Here is a 17,406-nt window from a genome sequence, read left to right as displayed (position 1 = left end):
CGGTGTCGACGACGAGACTAATCTCCCCCCATGCGGGGGAGATGGCCGGCAGGCCAGAGGGGGGCGCCATAGGGCGCTAACGGCAGACACATTCAGGAGCTACCATGGACTTTGACCTTTCCGACGAGCAATCCATGCTCAAGGACTCTCTCGACCGCCTCTTGAAAGACTCCTACGGCTTCGAGCAGCGCAAGAAATACATGGCCGATCCCGCCGGCTTCAGCGCCGAGATGTGGAACGCCTATGCCGAGATGGGGCTGATGGCGCTGCCTTTTTCGGAGGAAGATGGCGGGCTCGACGGCACGCCGGTCGAGACCATGATCGTGATGGAATCGCTCGGTCGCGCGCTGGCGCTCGAGCCCTATTTCGCGACGGTTATCCTCGGCGGCGGCGCGCTCAAGGCGGCCGCTTCCGCCGACCAGCGAGCCGAACTCGTGCCGCAGATCGCCGAGGGTTCGCTCAAGCTCGCCCTCGCCCATACCGAGCGCAATTCGCGCTACGACCTCCACCATGTCGAGACGAAGGCGGTGAAGGACGGCGACCACTGGCGGCTTACCGGCCAGAAGAGCGTCGTGCTCCATGGCGAGGCTGCCGATAAAATCATCGTCGTCGCCCGCACGGCCGGCGACGTGCGCGACGAAAACGGCATCGGCCTCTTCCTCGTCGATGCTTCCGCCGAAGGCCTGACGCGGCGCGGATACCCGACGCAGGACGGCGCGCGCGCGGCCGAACTCAGCCTCGACAACGTGGCCGCCGAAGCGCTGGGCGATCCGGCCACCGGGCTTTCGGCGCTGAAGAAAACCATCGACGGCGCCATCGCGGCCCTGTCGGCCGAATCCATCGGCGTGATGTCGGCGATGCAGGAATTGACGGTCGACTATCTCAAGGTCCGCAAGCAGTTCGGCGTGCCGATCGGTGCCTTCCAGGTCCTTCAGCACGCCGCCGTCGACATGTTCGTCGCCATCGAGCAGGCGCGCTCGATCACGCTCTACGCCACGATGATGGCGGGCAGCGACGATGCGGCGGCGCGCGCGCAGGCGATGCACGCGGCCAAGGCCGAGATCGGGCGCGGAGGGCGCGTGTGCGGCGAGAATGCGATCCAGCTTCACGGCGGCGTCGGCATGACGATGGAATATGCCGTCGGGCACTATTTCAAGCGCATGACGATGATCGACACGCAGTTCGGCGACGCCGACTTCCACCTGCGCGCGCTTGCCCGCGGGCAAGGGCTGTTCGAGGCTGCGTAAGCCTTTTCATGGCCGGTTGCCTCGTGCGGCCGGCCATGCCACATCTGCGGCCCCGACAGGCACCCGCAGGAGACGAGACATGCAAATCCGCCAGATCACCGAGGACTATTCGGTCTCCCCGCAGATCGGTGTCGAGCATGTGCCGCTCATCGCCGGCGCGGGCTTCAAGAGCATCGTGTGCAACCGCCCCGACGACGAGGACCCCGGCCAGCCGTCGGTCGAAATCATCCGCAAGGCCGCCGAGGAAGCCGGCCTCGCCTTCCGCCATCTGCCGGTGATCTCCGGCCAGATGACCGAGGACAACGCCCGCGACCAGGCCGCGCTCCTGAAGGAACTGCCCAAGCCCGTCCTCGCCTATTGCCGCTCCGGCACCCGATGCGCCAACCTCCACGCCGCGATCCAGCAGATGGGGCTGTAGGTCTCAGGCTTCGTAGTCGAAATCTTCGTCCGGCTCGAAATCAGGTGGCTGTTGGCGGCCATGCCGGATCGCCAGCACCGTGATGACATCATCTGAAACTTCGTAGTCGATAACATGGTCGCCGACGATCAGCCGGCGTGCGCCCGGCACGGGCAATCGTCCGCTTCCAAGTCCGATGTCGGGAAAACGGGCGAGGTTGACGCGCGCCTCCTGCATCCGCATCACGAAAGCTTCGGCGGCGCTCCTGCTGTGCTGACGCAGATAGTGCGCGTCCGCCTTCAGATAGTCCGCTGCCTGGGCCGACAGGCGAACCCTAGGCAACGCGCCGTCCGACGAGTTCGCTTACCTCGCGCAGGACCTTGTCCATGTCCTCGCTCGCGCCAGCATCGGCTTGTTTGCGACCGGCACTGACCGCCAGAATATCCGCGCCTTCGGACGCCAAATAGAATTTCAGCGCCCGGACGATCACCCAACTGCGGGAACGGTCGCAGGTTTGCGCGATCTCCTCGATCGCCGACAGCATGTCTTCCGGAAGCCTCATGGCGATCGGATCGGACAAGGGGGGCTTGGTCATTGCGGCACCTCCAATTTGTAATACACCGTATCACAAATTGGAGACATGTCAGCCATGCTCAGTACAGCACCCGCACCAGGAACAGCGTGATCACCGGGAAGGCCAGGAGGATGATCGTGCGGAACATGTCGCTCATCACGAAGGGCATGACGCCCTTGTAGGTCTGCATGATGGGCGTCGATCGATCCATCGAGTTGATGACGAAGAGGTTCATGCCCACCGGCGGCGTGATCAGCCCCACCTCGACGACGATCAGGACGAGGATGCCGAACCACAGCGCGAACTCTTCCGGCCCGAGGCCGAAATCGAGGGCCGAGACGATCGGGAAGAAAATCGGGATCGTCAGGAGGATCATGGACAGCGAATCCATGAAGCAGCCGAGCACGACGTAGAAGAACAGGATGCCGATCAGAACCATCATCGGCTCGAAGCCCTGGCTGGTGATGAACGTCGCGGCAGCGACCGGCATCTGCGAAAGCGCCAGGAAGGAATTGTAGAACGCCGCGCCGAAGACGATGAAGAAGATCATGGCCGTCGCCGACGCCGTCATCAGGATGGAATCGATCAGCGTCCTGCGCGTCAGCCCGCCACTGACCCATGCGATGAGACCCGTGCCGGCAGCGCCCACGGCGGCCGCCTCGGTGGGCGTGAACCAGCCCGTATAGATGCCGCCGACGACGGCGATGAACACCAGCAACACCGGCCAGACGTCGAACAATGCGCGGAAGCGCTGGGCATAGGGCTGGCGCTCGCTCGATCCGGCGGAGTCGGGATAGAGGCGGACATAGATCGCGATTGCGATCATGTAGCCGATAGCCGCGAGGATGCCGGGAATGAAGGCGGCAACGAAGAGCTTGGCGATGTTCTGCTCGGCGAGGATGGCATAGATGACCAGGACCACCGAAGGCGGGATCAGGATGCCGAGCGTACCACCGGCCGCAAGCGTTCCCGTTGCCAGCGCGCCAGAATAGCCGTAGCGCTTGAGTTCGGGCAGAGCGACCTGCGCCATGGTGGCCGCCGTCGCCAGCGAAGAACCGCAGATGGCCCCGAACCCGGCACAGGCGCCGATGGCCGACATGGCGACGCCGCCCTTGCGGTGGCCGAGCCAGGAATTGGCGGCGTTGAACAGCGACTGCGACATGCCGCCAAGCGAGGCGAACTGGCCCATCAGCAGGAACAGCGGGATGATCGACAGCGAATAGCTGGAGAAGGTCGAATAGGTCTCGCCCTTCAGCCGCGACAGGATCGGCGCGGGCGAGCCCATGATGAGATAGGTGCCGATGAGGCCCGTCACCAGCATGGCAAGCGCGATCGGAATGCGCAGGAAGATCAGGAAGAGGAGCGCCGGGAACGACCAGAGGCCGAGTTCGAGATTGCTCAATGGACTGCTCCCTGGCCGGGACCGAGAATGGTGCGGCCGGTCCGCACTTCCTGCACGCGCACGATAAGGACGTAGATCGAGATGACGACCGCGACGCACGCCGCCGCCATCGCCGCCGCAAAGCCCCACCAGACGGGGAACTGCAGGATGAAGGTCGTTTCCTGGTAGCGGATCTTGTCCCACATGCCGCGCCAGAGCTGCAGCGCGATGAGAACGATCACCGCCGTCATCAGCAGTTCTGCAACGAGATCGATGACCCGGTTTATGGCCGGCGACAGGAAGCTCGTGAAGACGTCGACGGTCGCGTGGCCGCGCGTCAACTGACACCAGGGCAGGAAGGCGAAGACGGCGAAGGCGGTGCCCGCCTCGACCAGCTCGAAATCGCCCGGCACCGGCCTCAGCCCGAACGCCGTCAGCCCGCGCCCGGTGATCGAGACCACGGTGATGACCGTGATCGCCACCAGCGCCAGCCCACCGATGATCGCCAGCCCGCGTGCAAGCCCCGCCATGAATCGCGAGAGGTTCATCCTCTCCTCCCTCATCAACACCGCTCCGGCAGGCAGGCTACAGCCGTGCCAAGCCTGGAGCAACGAACTCCCTGAGGCGGATTGTTATAGAACATAACGTTGAGAATCAAGCTGACGGCGGTTGTCCCGCCGCCATGCCGACCGTGCACCCACGAGGCGGAAAAGGAAAGACGCGCGGAGCGGAAACCCACGGCTTCCGCTCCACGCAACGCCTCACCTATTCGGCGGTGTATTTCTCGATCAGACCGCGCGCCTCGTCGAGCAGCGCCTGCCCTTCGATGCCCTTGCCGTCCATCTCGGCGACCCAGTTGTCGATCACCGGCTGCGCGGCTTCCTGCCACTTGGCCGATTCCTCGGCCGACAGTTCGATGATGTTGTTGCCCTCGGCCAGCTTGCGGCCCGGCGCGTCGTATTCCTGCTGGGTGCGGCCGGCGAAGGCCGAGAACTCGGCGCCCGAATTCTCGTCGAGGATCGCCTTCAGATCGTCCGGCAGGCTGTCATACTTGGCCTTGTTCATCGCCAGCACGAAGGTCGTGGTATAGAGCGCGTGGTCGCCGCCGAATTCGGTGTGGTTGTCGACCAGTTCGGGAACGCGCAGCGCGGTCGTGACCTCCCACGGCACCACCGCGCCCTGGATCACGCCCTTCGACAGCGCCTCGGGCACCTGCGGGATCGGCATGCCGATCGGATTGGCGCCAAGCTCGGTCAGGAGTGCCGTGATCACGCGTGTCGGCGCGCGGACCGTCATGCCCGACAGATCCTCCATCGTCTCGACCGGCTCCTTGGAATGGATGATGCCGGGCCCATGGACCCAGGTGCCGAGAATGTGCGTGTCGGCGAATTCGGTGTCGCGCAGCCTGGCGTCGAAGATGTCCCAATAGGCGCGCGACGTCGCCTCGGCATTGGTCATCATGAAGGGCAGTTCGAAGACCTCGACGGAGGGGAAACGGCCGGGCGTGTTGCCGGGCAGCGTCCAGACGATGTCGACCGTGCCCTCGGCGGCCTGGTCATAAAGCTGCGGTGGCGTGCCGCCGAGTTGCATGGCCGGATAACGCTCGATCTTGATGCGGTCGCCGGAAGCGTCCTCGATCTTGTCGGCCCAGACGTCGAGGACGTGGGTCGGCACGTTGGCCTGCGCCGGCAGGAAATGGTGCAGCCGCAGCGTCACCTCCTGCGCCAGTGCGGATGTGGAACCGGCCAGCCACGTCGCCGAGGCCAGCACACCGGCGGCGAGCGCCGCCCTGAAAGACTTCATCTGCATCGATTTCCTCCCTGATGCTGCGGACCGGCCGCTCTCCCACGATAACCGGTCTTCAGGCAGCGATCCTACATGGATTTATGTAACAATAAAGAGCCGTCACGCGTCATTTTCGTAACACGTTAGAGCGGCAACGCATCCGTCTCCTTCAACGTCTGCAGCACGATCGCCGTCTTCACATGCTGCACCGATTCATGCGGCAGGAGCACTTCGTTGACGAAGTCGGCGAGCGACTTCAGGTCGGGCGTGACGACCTTGAGGAAATAGTCCATCTCGCCCGTCAGCGCGTAGGCCTCCTGCACCTGCGGCAGACGCGCCAGAAGCTCGGAAAAGCGCTGCGCATTATCGCGGTTGTGGGTGGCGAGCGTCACCGAGATGACGTTGACCAGCGGAAAGCCGAGCCGGTCGCGGTCGAGCGTCGCACGGTATCCCTTGATGAAACCGGCCTCCTCCAGCCGCTGTCGTCGCCGCGAGCATTGCGAGGGTGAGAGGTGGACGCGTTCGGAAAGGTCGTTATTCGTCAGCCGCGCATCCGTCTGCAAAAGCGCGAGTATCTTGCGATCGAATGCGTCTACAAGGTCGATATCAGCCATCTGCTCACCATCCATGCATGCCTCGTGCATAACTTGCCCATTTCGCGCATCAGAATGCAAGCCGCTTGCACGACCTTCGGCGTAGGATCGGGCCAATCAATTCAGGAGGATGAAATGGGTCCCTTCCCGCACGACGCGCCGCCCGCCGAGATCACCCGCGCCAACCCCGCCGGCACCGACGGTTTCGAGTTCGTCGAGTTCGCGCATCCCGAGCCCGAAAAGCTCGCCGAACTCTTCACGCGCATGGGTTACACCAAGGTCGCGACCCACAGGACCAAGAAGATCGACGTCTGGCGGCAGGGCGACATCAACTATGTCGTCAATGCCGAACCCGGCTCGCACGCGATGCGCTTCGTCGACGAGCACGGCCCCTGCGCTCCCGCCATGGCCTGGCGCGTCGTCGATGCGAAACACGCATTTGACCACGCCGTCTCCAAGGGCGCGACGCCCTATGAGGGCGACGACAAGACGCTCGACGTGCCCGCCATCGTCGGCATCGGCGGCTCGCTTCTCTATTTCGTCGAGACGTATGGCGACCGCGGTTCGGCCTACGAGGCCGAATTCGAGTGGCTGGGCGAAAAAAACCCGAAGCCCGAAGGCGTCGGCTTCTACTATCTCGACCACCTCACCCACAACGTCTTTCGCGGCAACATGGACAAGTGGTGGGCCTTCTACCGCGAATTGTTCGGCTTCAAGCAGATCCACTTCTTCAACATCGACGGCCGCATCACCGGCCTGATGAGCCGCGCGATCACCAGCCCCTGCGGAAAGATCCGCATTCCGCTCAACGAGTCCAAGGACGAGACGAGCCAGATCGAGGAATATCTGCGCAAGTACAAGGGCGAAGGCATCCAGCACATCGCGGTCGGCACGGACGGCATCTTTGATGCCACCGACAGGCTCGACGCCAACGGCCTGAAATTCATGCCGAAGCCGCCCGAAACCTATTACGAAAAGAGCCACGAGCGCGTCGCCGGCCATGACGAGCCGATCGACCGCATGAAAAAGCACGGCATCCTGATCGACGGCGAAGGCGTGCTTGACGGCGGCACGACGAAGATCCTGCTGCAGATATTCTCGAAAACCGTGATCGGCCCGATCTTTTTCGAGTTCATCCAGCGAAAGGGCGACGAAGGCTTCGGCGAAGGCAATTTCCGCGCCCTGTTCGAGAGCATCGAGGAAGACCAGATCAGGCGCGGCGTGATCAAGGTCGAGGCGGCGGAATAGTTCGTCTTATAGCCCTGCAGCCTTCCGCAAAGCCGCGTTCATGCGGCTTTGCCAGCCTGGGCCGGAAGCGCGGAATGTCTCGATCACATCGCCGTCCAACCGCAAGGTCACCTGTTTTTTTGGGTTTTCGACCGAAGGTCGGCCACGGCTACGCTCAATGCTCGCAGCCAGTTCCCGGAAAACTTCGGCGAAGGGGCGAGCCTGCCTTAGTTCTTCGTCCGTCGACACCCAATCATCAGGATCGTCTGCAATTTTGCGAAGAAGGTCGGCCTCTTGAGCATCCGTCCAGTTTTCCGGCTCGTTCTGAATTTGATCATTCACCTTCAGCCGCGCCATATTCGCTTCCTTTCGGCAAAACTTGCGGGTCGCATTGAGATCACCGAGATCGCCTCACGTCCTAAAGGCCGGAATGCCACGGTCATGTCGTGACCTTGCCAATTTGTAGTCGCCTTGAAGCGTCCGTCTCTGGCAGCCGTAACCACGCTTCGATCGAAATACGTTGGGTCAAGGTCCGCAAAGTCCAGCAAATGCTTGCGCAAATTCTTGATCCGCTTGGGTTCGTCCCACACGATCTGCATTAAATGTAACTACCGAAATTCACGTCGTCAACTTTTTCGCAGCCCCAATCGCCGCCTTGATACGCTTAGTGTCGCTGACCTCATTCATTAACAGCAACACAAGCCTGGCATTCAGCCGCGTGCTTTCTTCCAGGCTCAGCCCGTCATGCGCGGCCATCAGCGCGGCGTAGACATCGTCACCCGCTGCACCCAGCCGGTCCTCGCCGATCTCGCTCATACCATCCCCCTCGCGCGCTCATATGCAGCGACGATCTCCGCCACCGACGGATTGTCGAACCGTGCCGCCAGATGCTGGTCGGGCCGGACCAGCCAGACCGTGCCGGCGCCGTAGCGTTTCGCGACCAGCCCCTCGGCATCGATCAACGTCGTTGTGTCACCCCGTCGCGACCAGTCAGTGGTAACGACGATGCGGTCGATTTCCGCCGGCAGGCCGTCCGGCAGATCCGCCTCGACCGCCATCACCGCGAAGCGTCCGCCGAAATGGTCGAGCAGCCAGCCGCCTTTTACCGGCGCATCGGACATCGCCTGCCCGACGCCCTCCCCCTGGCCTTGCAGCGATAGCCCCGCCAGCGAGCAGGGCCGCGACAGGCGTCCCGAATTCACCAACCGCCGCGCGAATTCGTGCTCGCCGGCAAGGTCGAGCACCGCGTGGCGGAAGATGCGTTCCATCTCGCTTTTGGGTGTCATGAAGCCGGTCGCGCGTGCGGAGTTCAGGATGTTCTCGTCGGCGCCGTGGATGCGCTCTTCATCATAGGTGGCGCTGAGGTTTTCGGGTGCCTCGCCCTTCACCACCATCGCCAACTTCCAGATGAGATTGTCGACGTCCTGGATGCCGCCATTGCCGCCGCGCGCGCCGAAGGGGGAGACGATGTGCGCGCTATCGCCCGCGAAGACGACGCGGCCATGGACGAAACGGTCGAGCCGGCGGCACTGGAAGGTGTAGACCGACACCCAGTCGAGCGTGAAATCGCGATGGCCGACGATCGCCTCGATGCGCGGGATGACGTTTTCGGACCGCTTCTCCACCTCCGGATCGGCGTCCCAGCCAAGTTGCAGATCGATGCGGTAGATGTCGTCCGGTTGCTTATGCAAAAGCGCGGACTGTCCCTTGTGGAAGGGCGGCTCGAACCAGAACCAGCGCTCCGGCGGAAAATCCGCTTTCATCTCGACATCGGCGATCAGGAACCGTTCCTCGAAGACGCGGCCGGCGAAATCGAGGCCCATCATCGCGCGAACCGGCGAGCGTGCCCCGTCGCAGGCGAGCAGCCAGTCGGTCTCGATTTCGTAGGTGCCGTCCGGCGTCTCGACCGAAACACGCACACCGTCGGCGGATGGCTCGACACCCGTCACACGGTTCTTCCATCTGAGGTCGATCAGGTCCTTAAACTCGGCCGCGCGTTCGACCAGATACCGCTCGACGTAATATTGCTGGAGGTTGATGAAAGCCGGCATCTTGTGGCCGGGCTCGGGCAGGAGGTCGAAATTCCAGACCTCGCGGTCGCGGTGAAACAACCGCCCCACCTTCCACGTCACGCCCTTTTCGACCATGCGCTCGCCGATGCCGAGGCGGTCCATAATCTCCAGCGTGCGCTTCGACCAGCAGATCGCGCGGCTGCCCAGCGAGACGACGTCGTTGTCGTCCAGCACCACGCATTCGATGCCGTGCAGCGCGCAGTCGATCGCCGCAGCGAGGGCCACCGGCCCGGCGCCGACGATGACGATCTTCCTGCGTGCACCCGCCTCGCCGGAGAGTTCCGGCGGCGTCTTGTATTCGAACGGCTGGTACTGGTAGCGCGGCATCAGGCGAGCCCCATGCGGCGGATTTCGGGGTCGCGCTCGAAGGTGAGGAAGAATTCGTCGAGTTGCGGCGGCTTCACATCGGTGCCGGCAAGCATTGCATGGGCCTGTCCGCGATGGTGAATCTGGTGCTGGAAGAGATGAGCGAGGAGATCGTCGATGCGCTCGGGGAATTGCCCCTTGTGGCCGCGATCCGTGACAACCGTCCGCTCGGTGTCGTCATCCGAGAGCCGGTCGCAGAATGCGATCAGCCGCTCATCCGCCGCCTTTTGCAGCGGCGCAAGTTCGGATGCGTGGGCGAACACGATCTCGTCGTCATAGACCCGCTCTCCGCGTCCGCCCTCTTCCAGCGCGTCGATGTAGTAGAGGTCGACGAAGTGGTTGTGTGAGAGCGTCGCGGCGATGGAGGGGAAGAAGGAGGTGCGGGTTGCGGTGAAGGCCACGCTGTCGAGATTTGCGCATGCGCGCAGGAGGACGTGGTTTGACCAGCGATTGTTGCGCGCCATGGCGGAAAAATGTCGCGGTAGATTGGTCACGTGATCGCCTCCTCTCTTTAAAGCTTGCGGGCTTCAATACCCCCACCCCGCACCCCTCCCCACAAGGGGGAGGGAGACGTCGGCGTCGAGCCACCATTCAAATCAGATCAATTCATCCGAGGTGCGGTGCGACGCTGACATCCTTCCTCCCCCTTGTGGGGAGGAATAAAAGGTGGGGGTATCCTGAAGCCTACCGCCCCCAATCACCCCTGCAACTCTCCCCACATCGCCTTGTCCCGCTCCGCCGTCCAGATCCGCGGCGTGTCGATCCCCAGCGCCTCGTCATAGGCGCGGGCGACGTTGAAGGGCAGGCAGTGCTCGTAGATGGCGTAGTCGCCGAATTTCGGGTCGCAGACTTCGCGGCACGCGTCCCAGGCTTCCTTCAGCGAGCCGCCGCCCTGCGCCACGCGGGCGATCGGGCGGTAGGTGGACATGACGAAATCGGCGGTGTTGTCGATCGCGTCGTTGACCATGTCCGGGCCGACCAGCGCGTCGCCGCGGCCGGGGGCGATGGCGTCGAGGTCGAAGGCGCGAATTTCCTCCAGCGTCATCGGCCAGTCGGAAAAATGCCCGTCGCCGCAATAGCAGGCGGAGTGGTATTCGACGATGTCGCCGGTGAACATCACGTTCTCGTCCGGCACATAGGCGACGATGTCGCCCGCCGTGTGCGCGCGGCCGAGGAACATCAGGTCGACGCGGCGCTTGCCCATATGGACGGTCAGCCGGTCATTGAAGGTCATGGTCGGCCAGGTGAGGCCCGGGATCGATTCATGACCCTGGAAGAGGCGCGGGAAGCGGCCGAACTCCGAATCCCAGTCCTCCTGCCCGCGCTCGACCACCATGGACCGCGCCTTTTCCGACATGAAGATTTCCGACGCGCCATAGGCCGATGCGCCGAGCACGCGCACCGCGTGATAGTGCGACAGCGTCACATATTTGATCGGCTTGTCGGTGACGGTGCGGATCTTCTCGATGACCTTGTTCGCCAGGCGCGGCGTCGCCTGTGCGTCGATGATCATGACCGAATCGTCGCCGATGATGACCCCGGTGTTCGGATCGCCCTCGGCGGTGAACGCCCACAGGTCGCGGCCGATCTCGGTGAAGGAGATGTTCTTTTCGGCCATGTCGCCGGTCGATGCGAAGTTCTTGGTCATGTGTGCTCCAGTTTGTTTTCCGCGTCGCAAAGCACCCCCACTCCGTCCCTTCGGGCCACCTCTCCCCCTGCCCCGGGGGAGAGGAAATGCGCTTCATCAATCTCAGCGCTCATTCAGCCTGGGTTCCTCTCCCCGGGGCAGGGGGAGAGGTGGCGCGCGAAGCGCGACGGAGTGGGGTGCTTTGTGGTCAATTGTTTTCCGGCTCGTACCTCTCCACCACCTGCTCGATCGCGCCGAAGATCGAATGGCCCGCCTTGTCTTTCATCTCGATGCGGACAGTGTCGCCGAAGCGCATGAAGGGGGTCGTCGCCTTGCCGGTTTCGATCGTCTCGATGGTGCGGATTTCGGCGATGCAGGAATAGCCGACGCCGCCGGCATCGACCGGCTTGCCCGGCCCGCCGTCAAGCTTGTTCGACACCGTGCCCGAGCCGATGATCGAGCCCGCCACCAAAGGCCGCGTCTTCGCTGCGTGGGCGATCAGGGTCGGGAAGTCGAACGTCATGTCGACGCCGGCGTTCGCGCGGCCGAACGGCTTGCCGTTGTAATCGACCATCAAGGGCAGCAAGAGCTTGCCGCCGTCCCAGGCGTCGCCGAGTTCGTCCGGCGTCACCGCGACCGGCGAGAAGGCCGAGGAGGGCTTCGACTGGAAAAAGCCGAAGCCCTTGCCGAGTTCGGCCGGGATCAAGCCGCGCAGCGACACGTCATTGACCAGCATGACCAGCCGGATCGCCTCACGCGCCTTGTCGAGGCTCGCCCCCATCGGCACGTCGTCGACGATGATTGCAATCTCGCCTTCCATGTCGATGCCATAGGCTTCGTCGGCCATCACGATCGGATCGCGCGGCCCGAGGAACGTGTCCGAACCGCCCTGATACATCAGCGGGTCGGTCCAGAAGGTGTCCGGCATCTCGGCATTGCGCGCCTTGCGCACGAGTTCGACGTGGTTGACGTATGCCGAGCCGTCCGCCCACTGATAGGCGCGCGGCAGGGGCGACATCGCGTCGTGCTCGTGGAAGCGCTCGGTCGGCACTGCGCCGACTTCGAGGCTTTCGGCCAGCGCTTCGAGATGCGGCGCGATCCGGCGCCAGTTGTCGAGCGCGGCCTGCAGCGTCGGGGCGAGGAAGGACGCATCCGTCGAGCGCGTCAGGTCGCGCGACACGAGCACCAGTTTTCCGTCGCGCGTGCCGTTCTTCAGCGTGGCAAGTTTCATGCGGTCTCCATCCCCTTGGCCCGGTATGGGCTCTCTTGTCGTCGCGCCATCATTGCAGCCGGCGGCACTTAACTCCAGTCGCCTTCGATCGTGCCATCGAAGCGCTTCTTCAGGTCGCTCCAGCAATCGATGTAGTCGTCCTGAAGCGTCTCCAGCCCCAACCCGTATTTCGTCACAAGCTGGGGAAAGCGCGTTTCGAACATGAACGCCATGGTGTTTTCCAGCTTCACCGCCTTCAGGTCGGCACGTGATGCCTTCTCGAAGCCGCCCGCGTCGGGCCCATGCGCCAGCATCATGTTATGAAGGCTCATGCCGCCGGGCACGAAGCCCTCTTCCTTCGCGTCATACTGGCCGCGGATCAGGCCCATGAATTCGGACATGATGTTGCGGTGATACCAGGGCGGGCGGAACGTGTTCTCGGCCACCATCCAGCGCGGCGGGAAGATGACGAAGTCGATATTCGCCGTCCCCTCCTCGCCGGAGGGCGCGGTGAGAACCGTGAAGATGGACGGGTCGGGATGGTCGAACAGGATCGCGCCGACGGGCGAGAAGGTCGCGAGATCGTATTTGTAGGGCGCATAATTGCCGTGCCAGGCGACGACGTCGAGCGGCGAATGGCCGATCTCGGTGACGTGGAACTGGCCGCACCATTTGACGACGATCCGGCAGGGCGTTTCCTTGTCCTCATACCAGGCGACGGGCGTCTTGAAGTCGCGCGGGTTGGCAAGGCAGTTGGCGCCGATCGGCCCGCGATCGGGCAGCGTGAACTTGGCGCCGTAGTTTTCGCAAATGTAGCCGCGCGCGGTCTTTCCCATCAGCTCGACCTTGAAGGTGAGTCCGCGCGGCAGGATGCAGATTTCGCCCGGCTCGACCTCGATCACGCCCATCTCGGTCAAAAAGCGCACGCCGCCGTCCTGCGGCACGACCAGCATCTCGCCATCGGCGTTGAAGAAATGGTCGTCCACCATGTCGGCATTGGCGACATAGACATGCGCCGCCATGCCCGCCTGCCCCAGCACGTCGCCGGCAAGCGTCATCGTGCGCATGCCGGAGATGAAGTCGGTCTTCTCCGCCGGGATCGGCACCGGGTTCCAGCGGAACTGGCCGAGCGGCAGTTCATGCTCGCCCTTCGACGGCGCGGAGAGCCAGAGCGGCAGGTCGTAGGGCTTGAAGCGGCGATGGTGCTTCACGGACGGGCGGATGCGGTAGAGCCAGGAACGCTCGTTCGTTCCGCGCGGTGCCGTGAAGGGCGAGCCGGACAATTGCTCGGCATAGAGCCCATAGGCCGGCCGCTGGGGCGAATTCATGCCCTGAGGCAGCGCGCCGGGCAGGCTCTCGGTCTCGAAATCGTTGCCGAAGCCCGGCATGTAGTCGAAGCGCGCCTTCGGCTTTTTCGCCGGCGACGTGTGGCCGAGCACTTTGCTCATCTCGTTCATGGCGACCTCCCGGATTTGACGTCCCGTGTATTTCGTTGCATTCGTAACCATTGAAAATGTAACCATCAACGGTGCCGATGACGCTCGAGCTCGAACGCTTCCTCCCCTATCGGCTGAACCGGCTGGCGGACGTCATCAGCCGCGACTTCGCGAAAATCTACCGCGACCGCTACGGCCTCACCCGCCCCGAATGGCGGCTGCTCGCGGCGCTCGGCCAATATGAGAGGATGACGGCGACTGCCGTTGGCCAGCATTCGGCGATGCACAAGACCAAGGTATCGCGCGCCGTTTCCGCGCTCGAAAAGCGGCTGTGGCTGAAGCGGTCACCGAGCGCGGAAGACCGCCGCGTCGAACATCTGACGCTGACGAAGGCCGGCCAGGCCGCCTATCGCGAACTCGTACCCTTCGCCAAATCCTTCGAGGAAAACCTCCTCGCCAACATGTCGCCCGCCGACCGCGACGCCGTCCTGCGCGGCCTCGCCGCGCTGGAACGGGCGGGCGGTTGAGCGTCACTCCACCCGATGCGGATACTCGCGCCTGGGTGGGATGTTGTGGACGATGATTGCGAGCGAGATCAGGACGAGGCAACCGATCAGGACGACGACAAAGAGCTGGATGCCGTGAAGGCCGTTGCCGAAGGCGAGGATCGGCAGCGCACAGGCTGGCGGATGGGTGACGCGCAGCGCCCGCATCACCACGATCGCCATGCCCACCGAAAGTGCCGCGGCGATCCAGACGCCGGGGAACAGCGAGAAAGTGGCCTCGCATATGACGGCCGAGATGAAGAAGCCCGCCATCACGTTCAGCGGCTGGGCGAGCGGGCTCGACGGCTGGCCGAACAGGAGTGCCGAACTCGCGCCCAGCGGGGCGAGCAGCAGCGGCAGGTCTGTCGTCGATGCCAGATAACCGACGAAGCACATGCCCAGCGCCGCGCCGATCCCGGCCTTGACGTTGGAGCCAAGCCCGACGGGCGTTTCGTGTCGTGTCAGCAATATACGCGCAAACCGCCGCATCGCCTGCCGCCTACCAGTCCATCACGACCTTGCCGGAATTGCCCGAGCGCATGGCCTCGAAGCCTGCGGCATAGTCATCGATGCCGATGCGATGCGTGATGAGCCCCGACACGTCGAGCGGCCCCTGCACCAGCGCGATCATCTTGTACCAGGTCTCGAACATCTCGCGGCCGTAGATGCCCTTCAGCGTCAGCATCTTGAAGATGACCTTGTTCCAGTCGATCTCGAATCCGGTCGGCGCGATGCCGAGGATGGCGATCTTGCCGCCATTGTTCATCGTGTCGATCATGTCGCGGAAGGCGGCCGCCGAGCCCGACATTTCAAGCCCGACGTCGAAGCCTTCCGTCATGCCCTCCTCGCGCATCACGTCGCGCAGGCTCTCCTTCGAGGCGTCGACGACATGGTGGATCTTCATCTTGCGGGCGAGGTCGAGCCGCACCGGGTTGATGTCGGTGATGACGACCTTGCGCGCGCCCACAGCCTGCGCCACCAGCGCGCCCATGATGCCGATCGGCCCCGCGCCCGTCACCAGCACGTCCTCGCCGACGAGATCGAAGGAGAGCGCGGTGTGGACGGCGTTGCCCAGCGGATCGAAGATCGCGGCGATCTCGTCCGGCACGTCGTCGGGGATCGGCACGACATTGTGTTTGGGCAGGACCAGATATTCGGCGAAGGAGCCCGGCCGGTTGACGCCGACGCCGAGCGTGTTGCGGCAGAGGTGGCCGCGCCCGGCGCGGCAGTTGCGGCAATGGCCGCACACGATATGCCCCTCGCCCGAGACGCGCTGGCCGACCTTGTATTCGCTCACCGCCGCGCCGAAATCGGCGACCTCGCCGACAAATTCATGCCCCGTCACCATCGGCACCGGCACGGTCTTTCGCGCCCATTGGTCCCAGTTGAAGATGTGGACGTCGGTGCCGCAGATCGCGGACTTCTTCACCTTGATGAGGACGTCGTTGGGGCCGACTTCCGGCAGCGGCACTTCTTCCATCCAGATGCCGGGCTCCGCTTTGGCTTTGACGAGTGCACGCATCATGTTGGACATGAACTGACCTCCGAATCGACAGCATTCCTTCGCGCCCCCCTCTGTCCTGCCGGACATCTCCCCCGCATGGGGGGAGATTGGCTGGGGCGATGGCGCGCGTAATCTCCCCCCTCGCGGGGGAGATGTCCGGCAGGACAGAGGGGCGCAACGTAGGGCGACGCGCTCATCAAACCACCCCCATCTCTTTTCCCACTGCCGCGAACGCCTCCACCGCGCGGTCGATATCCTCGACCGAATGCGCTGCCGACATCTGCGTCCTGATCCGCGCCTGGCCCTTTGGCACCACCGGAAACGAGAAGCCGATGACGTAGATGCCGTGGTCCATCAGCCGGTCGGCCATGTCTTTCGCCACTTGCGCGTCGCCGAGCATGACCGGGATGATCGCATGGTCGGCTCCGGCGAGCGTGAAGCCGGCCTTTTCCATGCCGGCGCGGAAGCGTGCGGCATTGTCGTTCAAGTGCCGGCGCAGCGCGTCCCCGTTTTCGACCATGTCGAAGACCTTGAGCGAGGTCGCGGCGATCACCGGTGCGAGCGTGTTGGAAAAGAGGTACGGCCGCGAGCGCTGGCGTAGCCAGTCGACGACCTCGCGCTTGCCCGACGTATAGCCGCCCGACGCGCCACCGAGCGCCTTGCCGAGCGTGCCGGTGACGATGTCCACCCGGCCCTCGACGCCGCAATGCTCGATCGAGCCGCGGCCATGGGTCCCGACGAACCCGACTGCATGGCTGTCGTCGACCATGACCATCGCGTCGTACTTCTCGGCAAGGTCGCAAACGCCCTGAAGGTTGGCGATGATGCCGTCCATCGAGAAGACGCCGTCCGTCGCGATCAGCCGGAACCGCGCGTCGGCGGCCTCCTTCAGCCGCGCTTCGAGTTCGCCCATGTCGTTGTTGGCGTAGCGGTAGCGCTTCGCCTTCGACAGCCGCACGCCGTCGATGATCGAGGCGTGGTTGAGCGCATCGGAGATGATGGCGTCCTCGTCCGACAGAAGCGTTTCGAACAGGCCGGTATTGGCGTCGAAGCACGAGCCATAGAGGATCGTGTCCTCGAAGCCGAGGAAGGACGAGATGCGCGCCTCGAGTGCCTTGTGCTCCTCCTGCGTGCCGCAGATGAAGCGCACCGAGGCCATGCCGTAGCCGTAGCGGTCGAGCGCGTGCTTGGCCGTCTCGCGCAGTTCGGCATTGTCGGCGAGGCCGAGATAGTTGTTGGCGCAGAAGTTCAGCACCTCGCGCCCGTCGGCGGTAATTTCGGCGGACTGCATCGACGAGATCACGCGCTCGGACTTGTAGAGGCCTTGGGATTTGAGGCCGTCGAGTTCGGCGGAGAGGTGGGAAAGGAAGGTGTTTGTCACGCTTATCTCCGAATCGGGTGCCCTACGTCGCCCCCCTCTGGCCTGCCGGCCATCTCCCCCG

At 63.8% G+C, this 17,406-nt stretch carries 21 protein-coding genes; 4 read left to right on the top strand and 17 right to left on the bottom strand.

The window, feature by feature from the left end:
* The first annotated feature begins 104 nt into the window (after positions 1-104).
* Positions 105-1,247 carry an acyl-CoA dehydrogenase family protein gene (locus tag ACT6QU_RS13910; protein ID WP_444564938.1) on the top strand — a complete coding sequence of 381 codons (1,143 nt, stop codon included), beginning with the start codon at positions 105-107 and terminating at the stop codon, positions 1,245-1,247.
* Between the two features lie 79 nt (positions 1,248-1,326).
* Entirely contained in the window at positions 1,327-1,665 is a 339-nt protein-coding gene (locus ACT6QU_RS13905) for a TIGR01244 family sulfur transferase (RefSeq protein ID WP_444564937.1), read from the top strand.
* Between the two features lie 3 nt (positions 1,666-1,668).
* Here ACT6QU_RS13905 and ACT6QU_RS13900 read toward each other — a convergent pair whose 3' ends face one another.
* The 6 genes from ACT6QU_RS13900 to ACT6QU_RS13875 form a co-directional block, all read right to left on the bottom strand.
* Positions 1,669-1,986, bottom strand: a complete 318-nt coding sequence (locus ACT6QU_RS13900; RefSeq protein WP_444564936.1) for a type II toxin-antitoxin system RelE/ParE family toxin — start codon at positions 1,984-1,986, stop codon at positions 1,669-1,671.
* Positions 1,979-2,239: a CopG family ribbon-helix-helix protein gene (locus ACT6QU_RS13895; protein ID WP_444564935.1), complete on the bottom strand. Its 261-nt coding sequence runs from the start codon at positions 2,237-2,239 to the stop codon at positions 1,979-1,981. The genes ACT6QU_RS13900 and ACT6QU_RS13895 overlap by 8 nt, the downstream gene beginning before the upstream one ends.
* Before the next feature lie 58 nt (positions 2,240-2,297).
* Positions 2,298-3,620, bottom strand: coding sequence for a TRAP transporter large permease (locus ACT6QU_RS13890; RefSeq protein ID WP_444564934.1), 1,323 nt, complete (start codon positions 3,618-3,620; stop codon positions 2,298-2,300).
* Complete coding sequence (locus tag ACT6QU_RS13885) at positions 3,617-4,147, bottom strand: TRAP transporter small permease (RefSeq protein ID WP_444564933.1); 531 nt, start codon at positions 4,145-4,147, stop codon at positions 3,617-3,619. The genes ACT6QU_RS13890 and ACT6QU_RS13885 overlap by 4 nt, the downstream gene beginning before the upstream one ends.
* Positions 4,148-4,364: 217 nt before the next feature.
* The gene (locus ACT6QU_RS13880) at positions 4,365-5,402 is read right to left on the bottom strand and encodes a TRAP transporter substrate-binding protein (protein WP_444564952.1); all 1,038 of its coding nucleotides are present in this window, start codon (positions 5,400-5,402) and stop codon (positions 4,365-4,367) included.
* A 125-nt stretch (positions 5,403-5,527) separates the two neighbouring features.
* Positions 5,528-5,998 carry an Lrp/AsnC family transcriptional regulator gene (locus ACT6QU_RS13875; protein ID WP_444564932.1) on the bottom strand — a complete coding sequence of 157 codons (471 nt, stop codon included), beginning with the start codon at positions 5,996-5,998 and terminating at the stop codon, positions 5,528-5,530.
* A gap of 114 nt (positions 5,999-6,112) precedes the next feature.
* Between ACT6QU_RS13875 and hppD the strand changes: the two genes are divergently transcribed.
* Complete coding sequence (gene hppD / locus ACT6QU_RS13870; RefSeq protein ID WP_444564931.1) at positions 6,113-7,225, top strand: 4-hydroxyphenylpyruvate dioxygenase; 1,113 nt, start codon at positions 6,113-6,115, stop codon at positions 7,223-7,225.
* 6 nt (positions 7,226-7,231) lie between these two features.
* Here the strand turns inward: hppD and ACT6QU_RS13865 are convergent, their stop codons facing one another.
* From ACT6QU_RS13865 to hmgA, 8 genes are all read right to left on the bottom strand, one after another.
* Positions 7,232-7,561 carry a BrnA antitoxin family protein gene (locus tag ACT6QU_RS13865; RefSeq protein ID WP_444564930.1) on the bottom strand — a complete coding sequence of 110 codons (330 nt, stop codon included), beginning with the start codon at positions 7,559-7,561 and terminating at the stop codon, positions 7,232-7,234.
* On the bottom strand, positions 7,549-7,803 hold the full coding sequence (locus ACT6QU_RS13860) for a BrnT family toxin (RefSeq protein WP_444564929.1): 255 nt from the start codon (positions 7,801-7,803) through the stop codon (positions 7,549-7,551). The genes ACT6QU_RS13865 and ACT6QU_RS13860 overlap by 13 nt, the downstream gene beginning before the upstream one ends.
* 19 nt (positions 7,804-7,822) lie before the next feature.
* Positions 7,823-8,020, bottom strand: coding sequence for a DUF2783 domain-containing protein (locus ACT6QU_RS13855; protein ID WP_444564928.1), 198 nt, complete (start codon positions 8,018-8,020; stop codon positions 7,823-7,825).
* Complete coding sequence (locus ACT6QU_RS13850; protein WP_444564927.1) at positions 8,017-9,603, bottom strand: FAD-dependent oxidoreductase; 1,587 nt, start codon at positions 9,601-9,603, stop codon at positions 8,017-8,019. The genes ACT6QU_RS13855 and ACT6QU_RS13850 overlap by 4 nt, the downstream gene beginning before the upstream one ends.
* Positions 9,603-10,136, bottom strand: a complete 534-nt coding sequence (locus ACT6QU_RS13845; protein ID WP_444564926.1) for a DinB family protein — start codon at positions 10,134-10,136, stop codon at positions 9,603-9,605. Before ACT6QU_RS13845 ends, ACT6QU_RS13850 begins: the two co-directional genes overlap by 1 nt.
* Positions 10,137-10,339: 203 nt before the next feature.
* Positions 10,340-11,290 carry an MBL fold metallo-hydrolase gene (locus ACT6QU_RS13840; protein ID WP_444564925.1) on the bottom strand — a complete coding sequence of 317 codons (951 nt, stop codon included), beginning with the start codon at positions 11,288-11,290 and terminating at the stop codon, positions 10,340-10,342.
* A gap of 187 nt (positions 11,291-11,477) precedes the next feature.
* Positions 11,478-12,500, bottom strand: a complete 1,023-nt coding sequence (locus ACT6QU_RS13835) for a fumarylacetoacetate hydrolase family protein (RefSeq protein WP_444564924.1) — start codon at positions 12,498-12,500, stop codon at positions 11,478-11,480.
* Between the two features lie 68 nt (positions 12,501-12,568).
* Positions 12,569-13,927, bottom strand: coding sequence for a homogentisate 1,2-dioxygenase (hmgA, locus tag ACT6QU_RS13830; RefSeq protein ID WP_444564951.1), 1,359 nt, complete (start codon positions 13,925-13,927; stop codon positions 12,569-12,571).
* A gap of 86 nt (positions 13,928-14,013) precedes the next feature.
* Between hmgA and ACT6QU_RS13825 the strand changes: the two genes are divergently transcribed.
* Positions 14,014-14,442, top strand: a complete 429-nt coding sequence (locus tag ACT6QU_RS13825; protein WP_444564923.1) for a MarR family winged helix-turn-helix transcriptional regulator — start codon at positions 14,014-14,016, stop codon at positions 14,440-14,442.
* 3 nt (positions 14,443-14,445) lie between these two features.
* Here ACT6QU_RS13825 and ACT6QU_RS13820 read toward each other — a convergent pair whose 3' ends face one another.
* The 3 genes from ACT6QU_RS13820 to ACT6QU_RS13810 all read right to left on the bottom strand — a co-directional run bounded on the left by ACT6QU_RS13820 (position 14,446) and on the right by ACT6QU_RS13810 (position 17,345).
* Complete coding sequence (locus ACT6QU_RS13820; RefSeq protein ID WP_444564922.1) at positions 14,446-14,949, bottom strand: HPP family protein; 504 nt, start codon at positions 14,947-14,949, stop codon at positions 14,446-14,448.
* A gap of 10 nt (positions 14,950-14,959) precedes the next feature.
* Entirely contained in the window at positions 14,960-15,994 is a 1,035-nt protein-coding gene (tdh, locus tag ACT6QU_RS13815) for an L-threonine 3-dehydrogenase (protein ID WP_444564921.1), read from the bottom strand.
* Between the two features lie 166 nt (positions 15,995-16,160).
* Positions 16,161-17,345 carry a glycine C-acetyltransferase gene (locus ACT6QU_RS13810; RefSeq protein WP_444564920.1) on the bottom strand — a complete coding sequence of 395 codons (1,185 nt, stop codon included), beginning with the start codon at positions 17,343-17,345 and terminating at the stop codon, positions 16,161-16,163.
* Between the last annotated feature and the right edge of the window lie 61 nt (positions 17,346-17,406).

The sequence above is a fragment of the Aliihoeflea sp. genome (assembly GCF_052435475.1).
GTDB lineage: Bacteria > Pseudomonadota > Alphaproteobacteria > Rhizobiales > Rhizobiaceae > Aliihoeflea.
Note: the sequence above shows the minus strand (reverse complement) of the source record. Positions and strands in the feature narration are given on the sequence as shown.

Excerpts from the sequence above, each read along its gene's own strand:
- ACT6QU_RS13905 (WP_444564937.1), top strand. The coding sequence starts at position 1,327 with ATGCAAATCCGCCAGATCACCGAGGACTATTCGGTCTCCCCGCAGATC.
- ACT6QU_RS13895 (WP_444564935.1), bottom strand. The coding sequence starts at position 2,239 with ATGACCAAGCCCCCCTTGTCCGATCCGATCGCCATGAGGCTTCCGGAA.
- ACT6QU_RS13840 (WP_444564925.1), bottom strand. The coding sequence starts at position 11,290 with ATGACCAAGAACTTCGCATCGACCGGCGACATGGCCGAAAAGAACATC.
- ACT6QU_RS13885 (WP_444564933.1), bottom strand. The coding sequence starts at position 4,147 with ATGAACCTCTCGCGATTCATGGCGGGGCTTGCACGCGGGCTGGCGATC.
- hmgA (WP_444564951.1), bottom strand. The coding sequence starts at position 13,927 with ATGAGCAAAGTGCTCGGCCACACGTCGCCGGCGAAAAAGCCGAAGGCG.
- ACT6QU_RS13850 (WP_444564927.1), bottom strand. The coding sequence starts at position 9,603 with ATGCCGCGCTACCAGTACCAGCCGTTCGAATACAAGACGCCGCCGGAA.
- ACT6QU_RS13880 (WP_444564952.1), bottom strand. The coding sequence starts at position 5,402 with ATGAAGTCTTTCAGGGCGGCGCTCGCCGCCGGTGTGCTGGCCTCGGCG.
- ACT6QU_RS13875 (WP_444564932.1), bottom strand. The coding sequence starts at position 5,998 with ATGGCTGATATCGACCTTGTAGACGCATTCGATCGCAAGATACTCGCG.
- ACT6QU_RS13860 (WP_444564929.1), bottom strand. The coding sequence starts at position 7,803 with ATGCAGATCGTGTGGGACGAACCCAAGCGGATCAAGAATTTGCGCAAG.
- ACT6QU_RS13835 (WP_444564924.1), bottom strand. The coding sequence starts at position 12,500 with ATGAAACTTGCCACGCTGAAGAACGGCACGCGCGACGGAAAACTGGTG.
- ACT6QU_RS13910 (WP_444564938.1), top strand. The coding sequence starts at position 105 with ATGGACTTTGACCTTTCCGACGAGCAATCCATGCTCAAGGACTCTCTC.
- ACT6QU_RS13820 (WP_444564922.1), bottom strand. The coding sequence starts at position 14,949 with ATGCGGCGGTTTGCGCGTATATTGCTGACACGACACGAAACGCCCGTC.
- ACT6QU_RS13825 (WP_444564923.1), top strand. The coding sequence starts at position 14,014 with ATGACGCTCGAGCTCGAACGCTTCCTCCCCTATCGGCTGAACCGGCTG.
- ACT6QU_RS13865 (WP_444564930.1), bottom strand. The coding sequence starts at position 7,561 with ATGGCGCGGCTGAAGGTGAATGATCAAATTCAGAACGAGCCGGAAAAC.
- hppD (WP_444564931.1), top strand. The coding sequence starts at position 6,113 with ATGGGTCCCTTCCCGCACGACGCGCCGCCCGCCGAGATCACCCGCGCC.
- tdh (WP_444564921.1), bottom strand. The coding sequence starts at position 15,994 with ATGTCCAACATGATGCGTGCACTCGTCAAAGCCAAAGCGGAGCCCGGC.
- ACT6QU_RS13855 (WP_444564928.1), bottom strand. The coding sequence starts at position 8,020 with ATGAGCGAGATCGGCGAGGACCGGCTGGGTGCAGCGGGTGACGATGTC.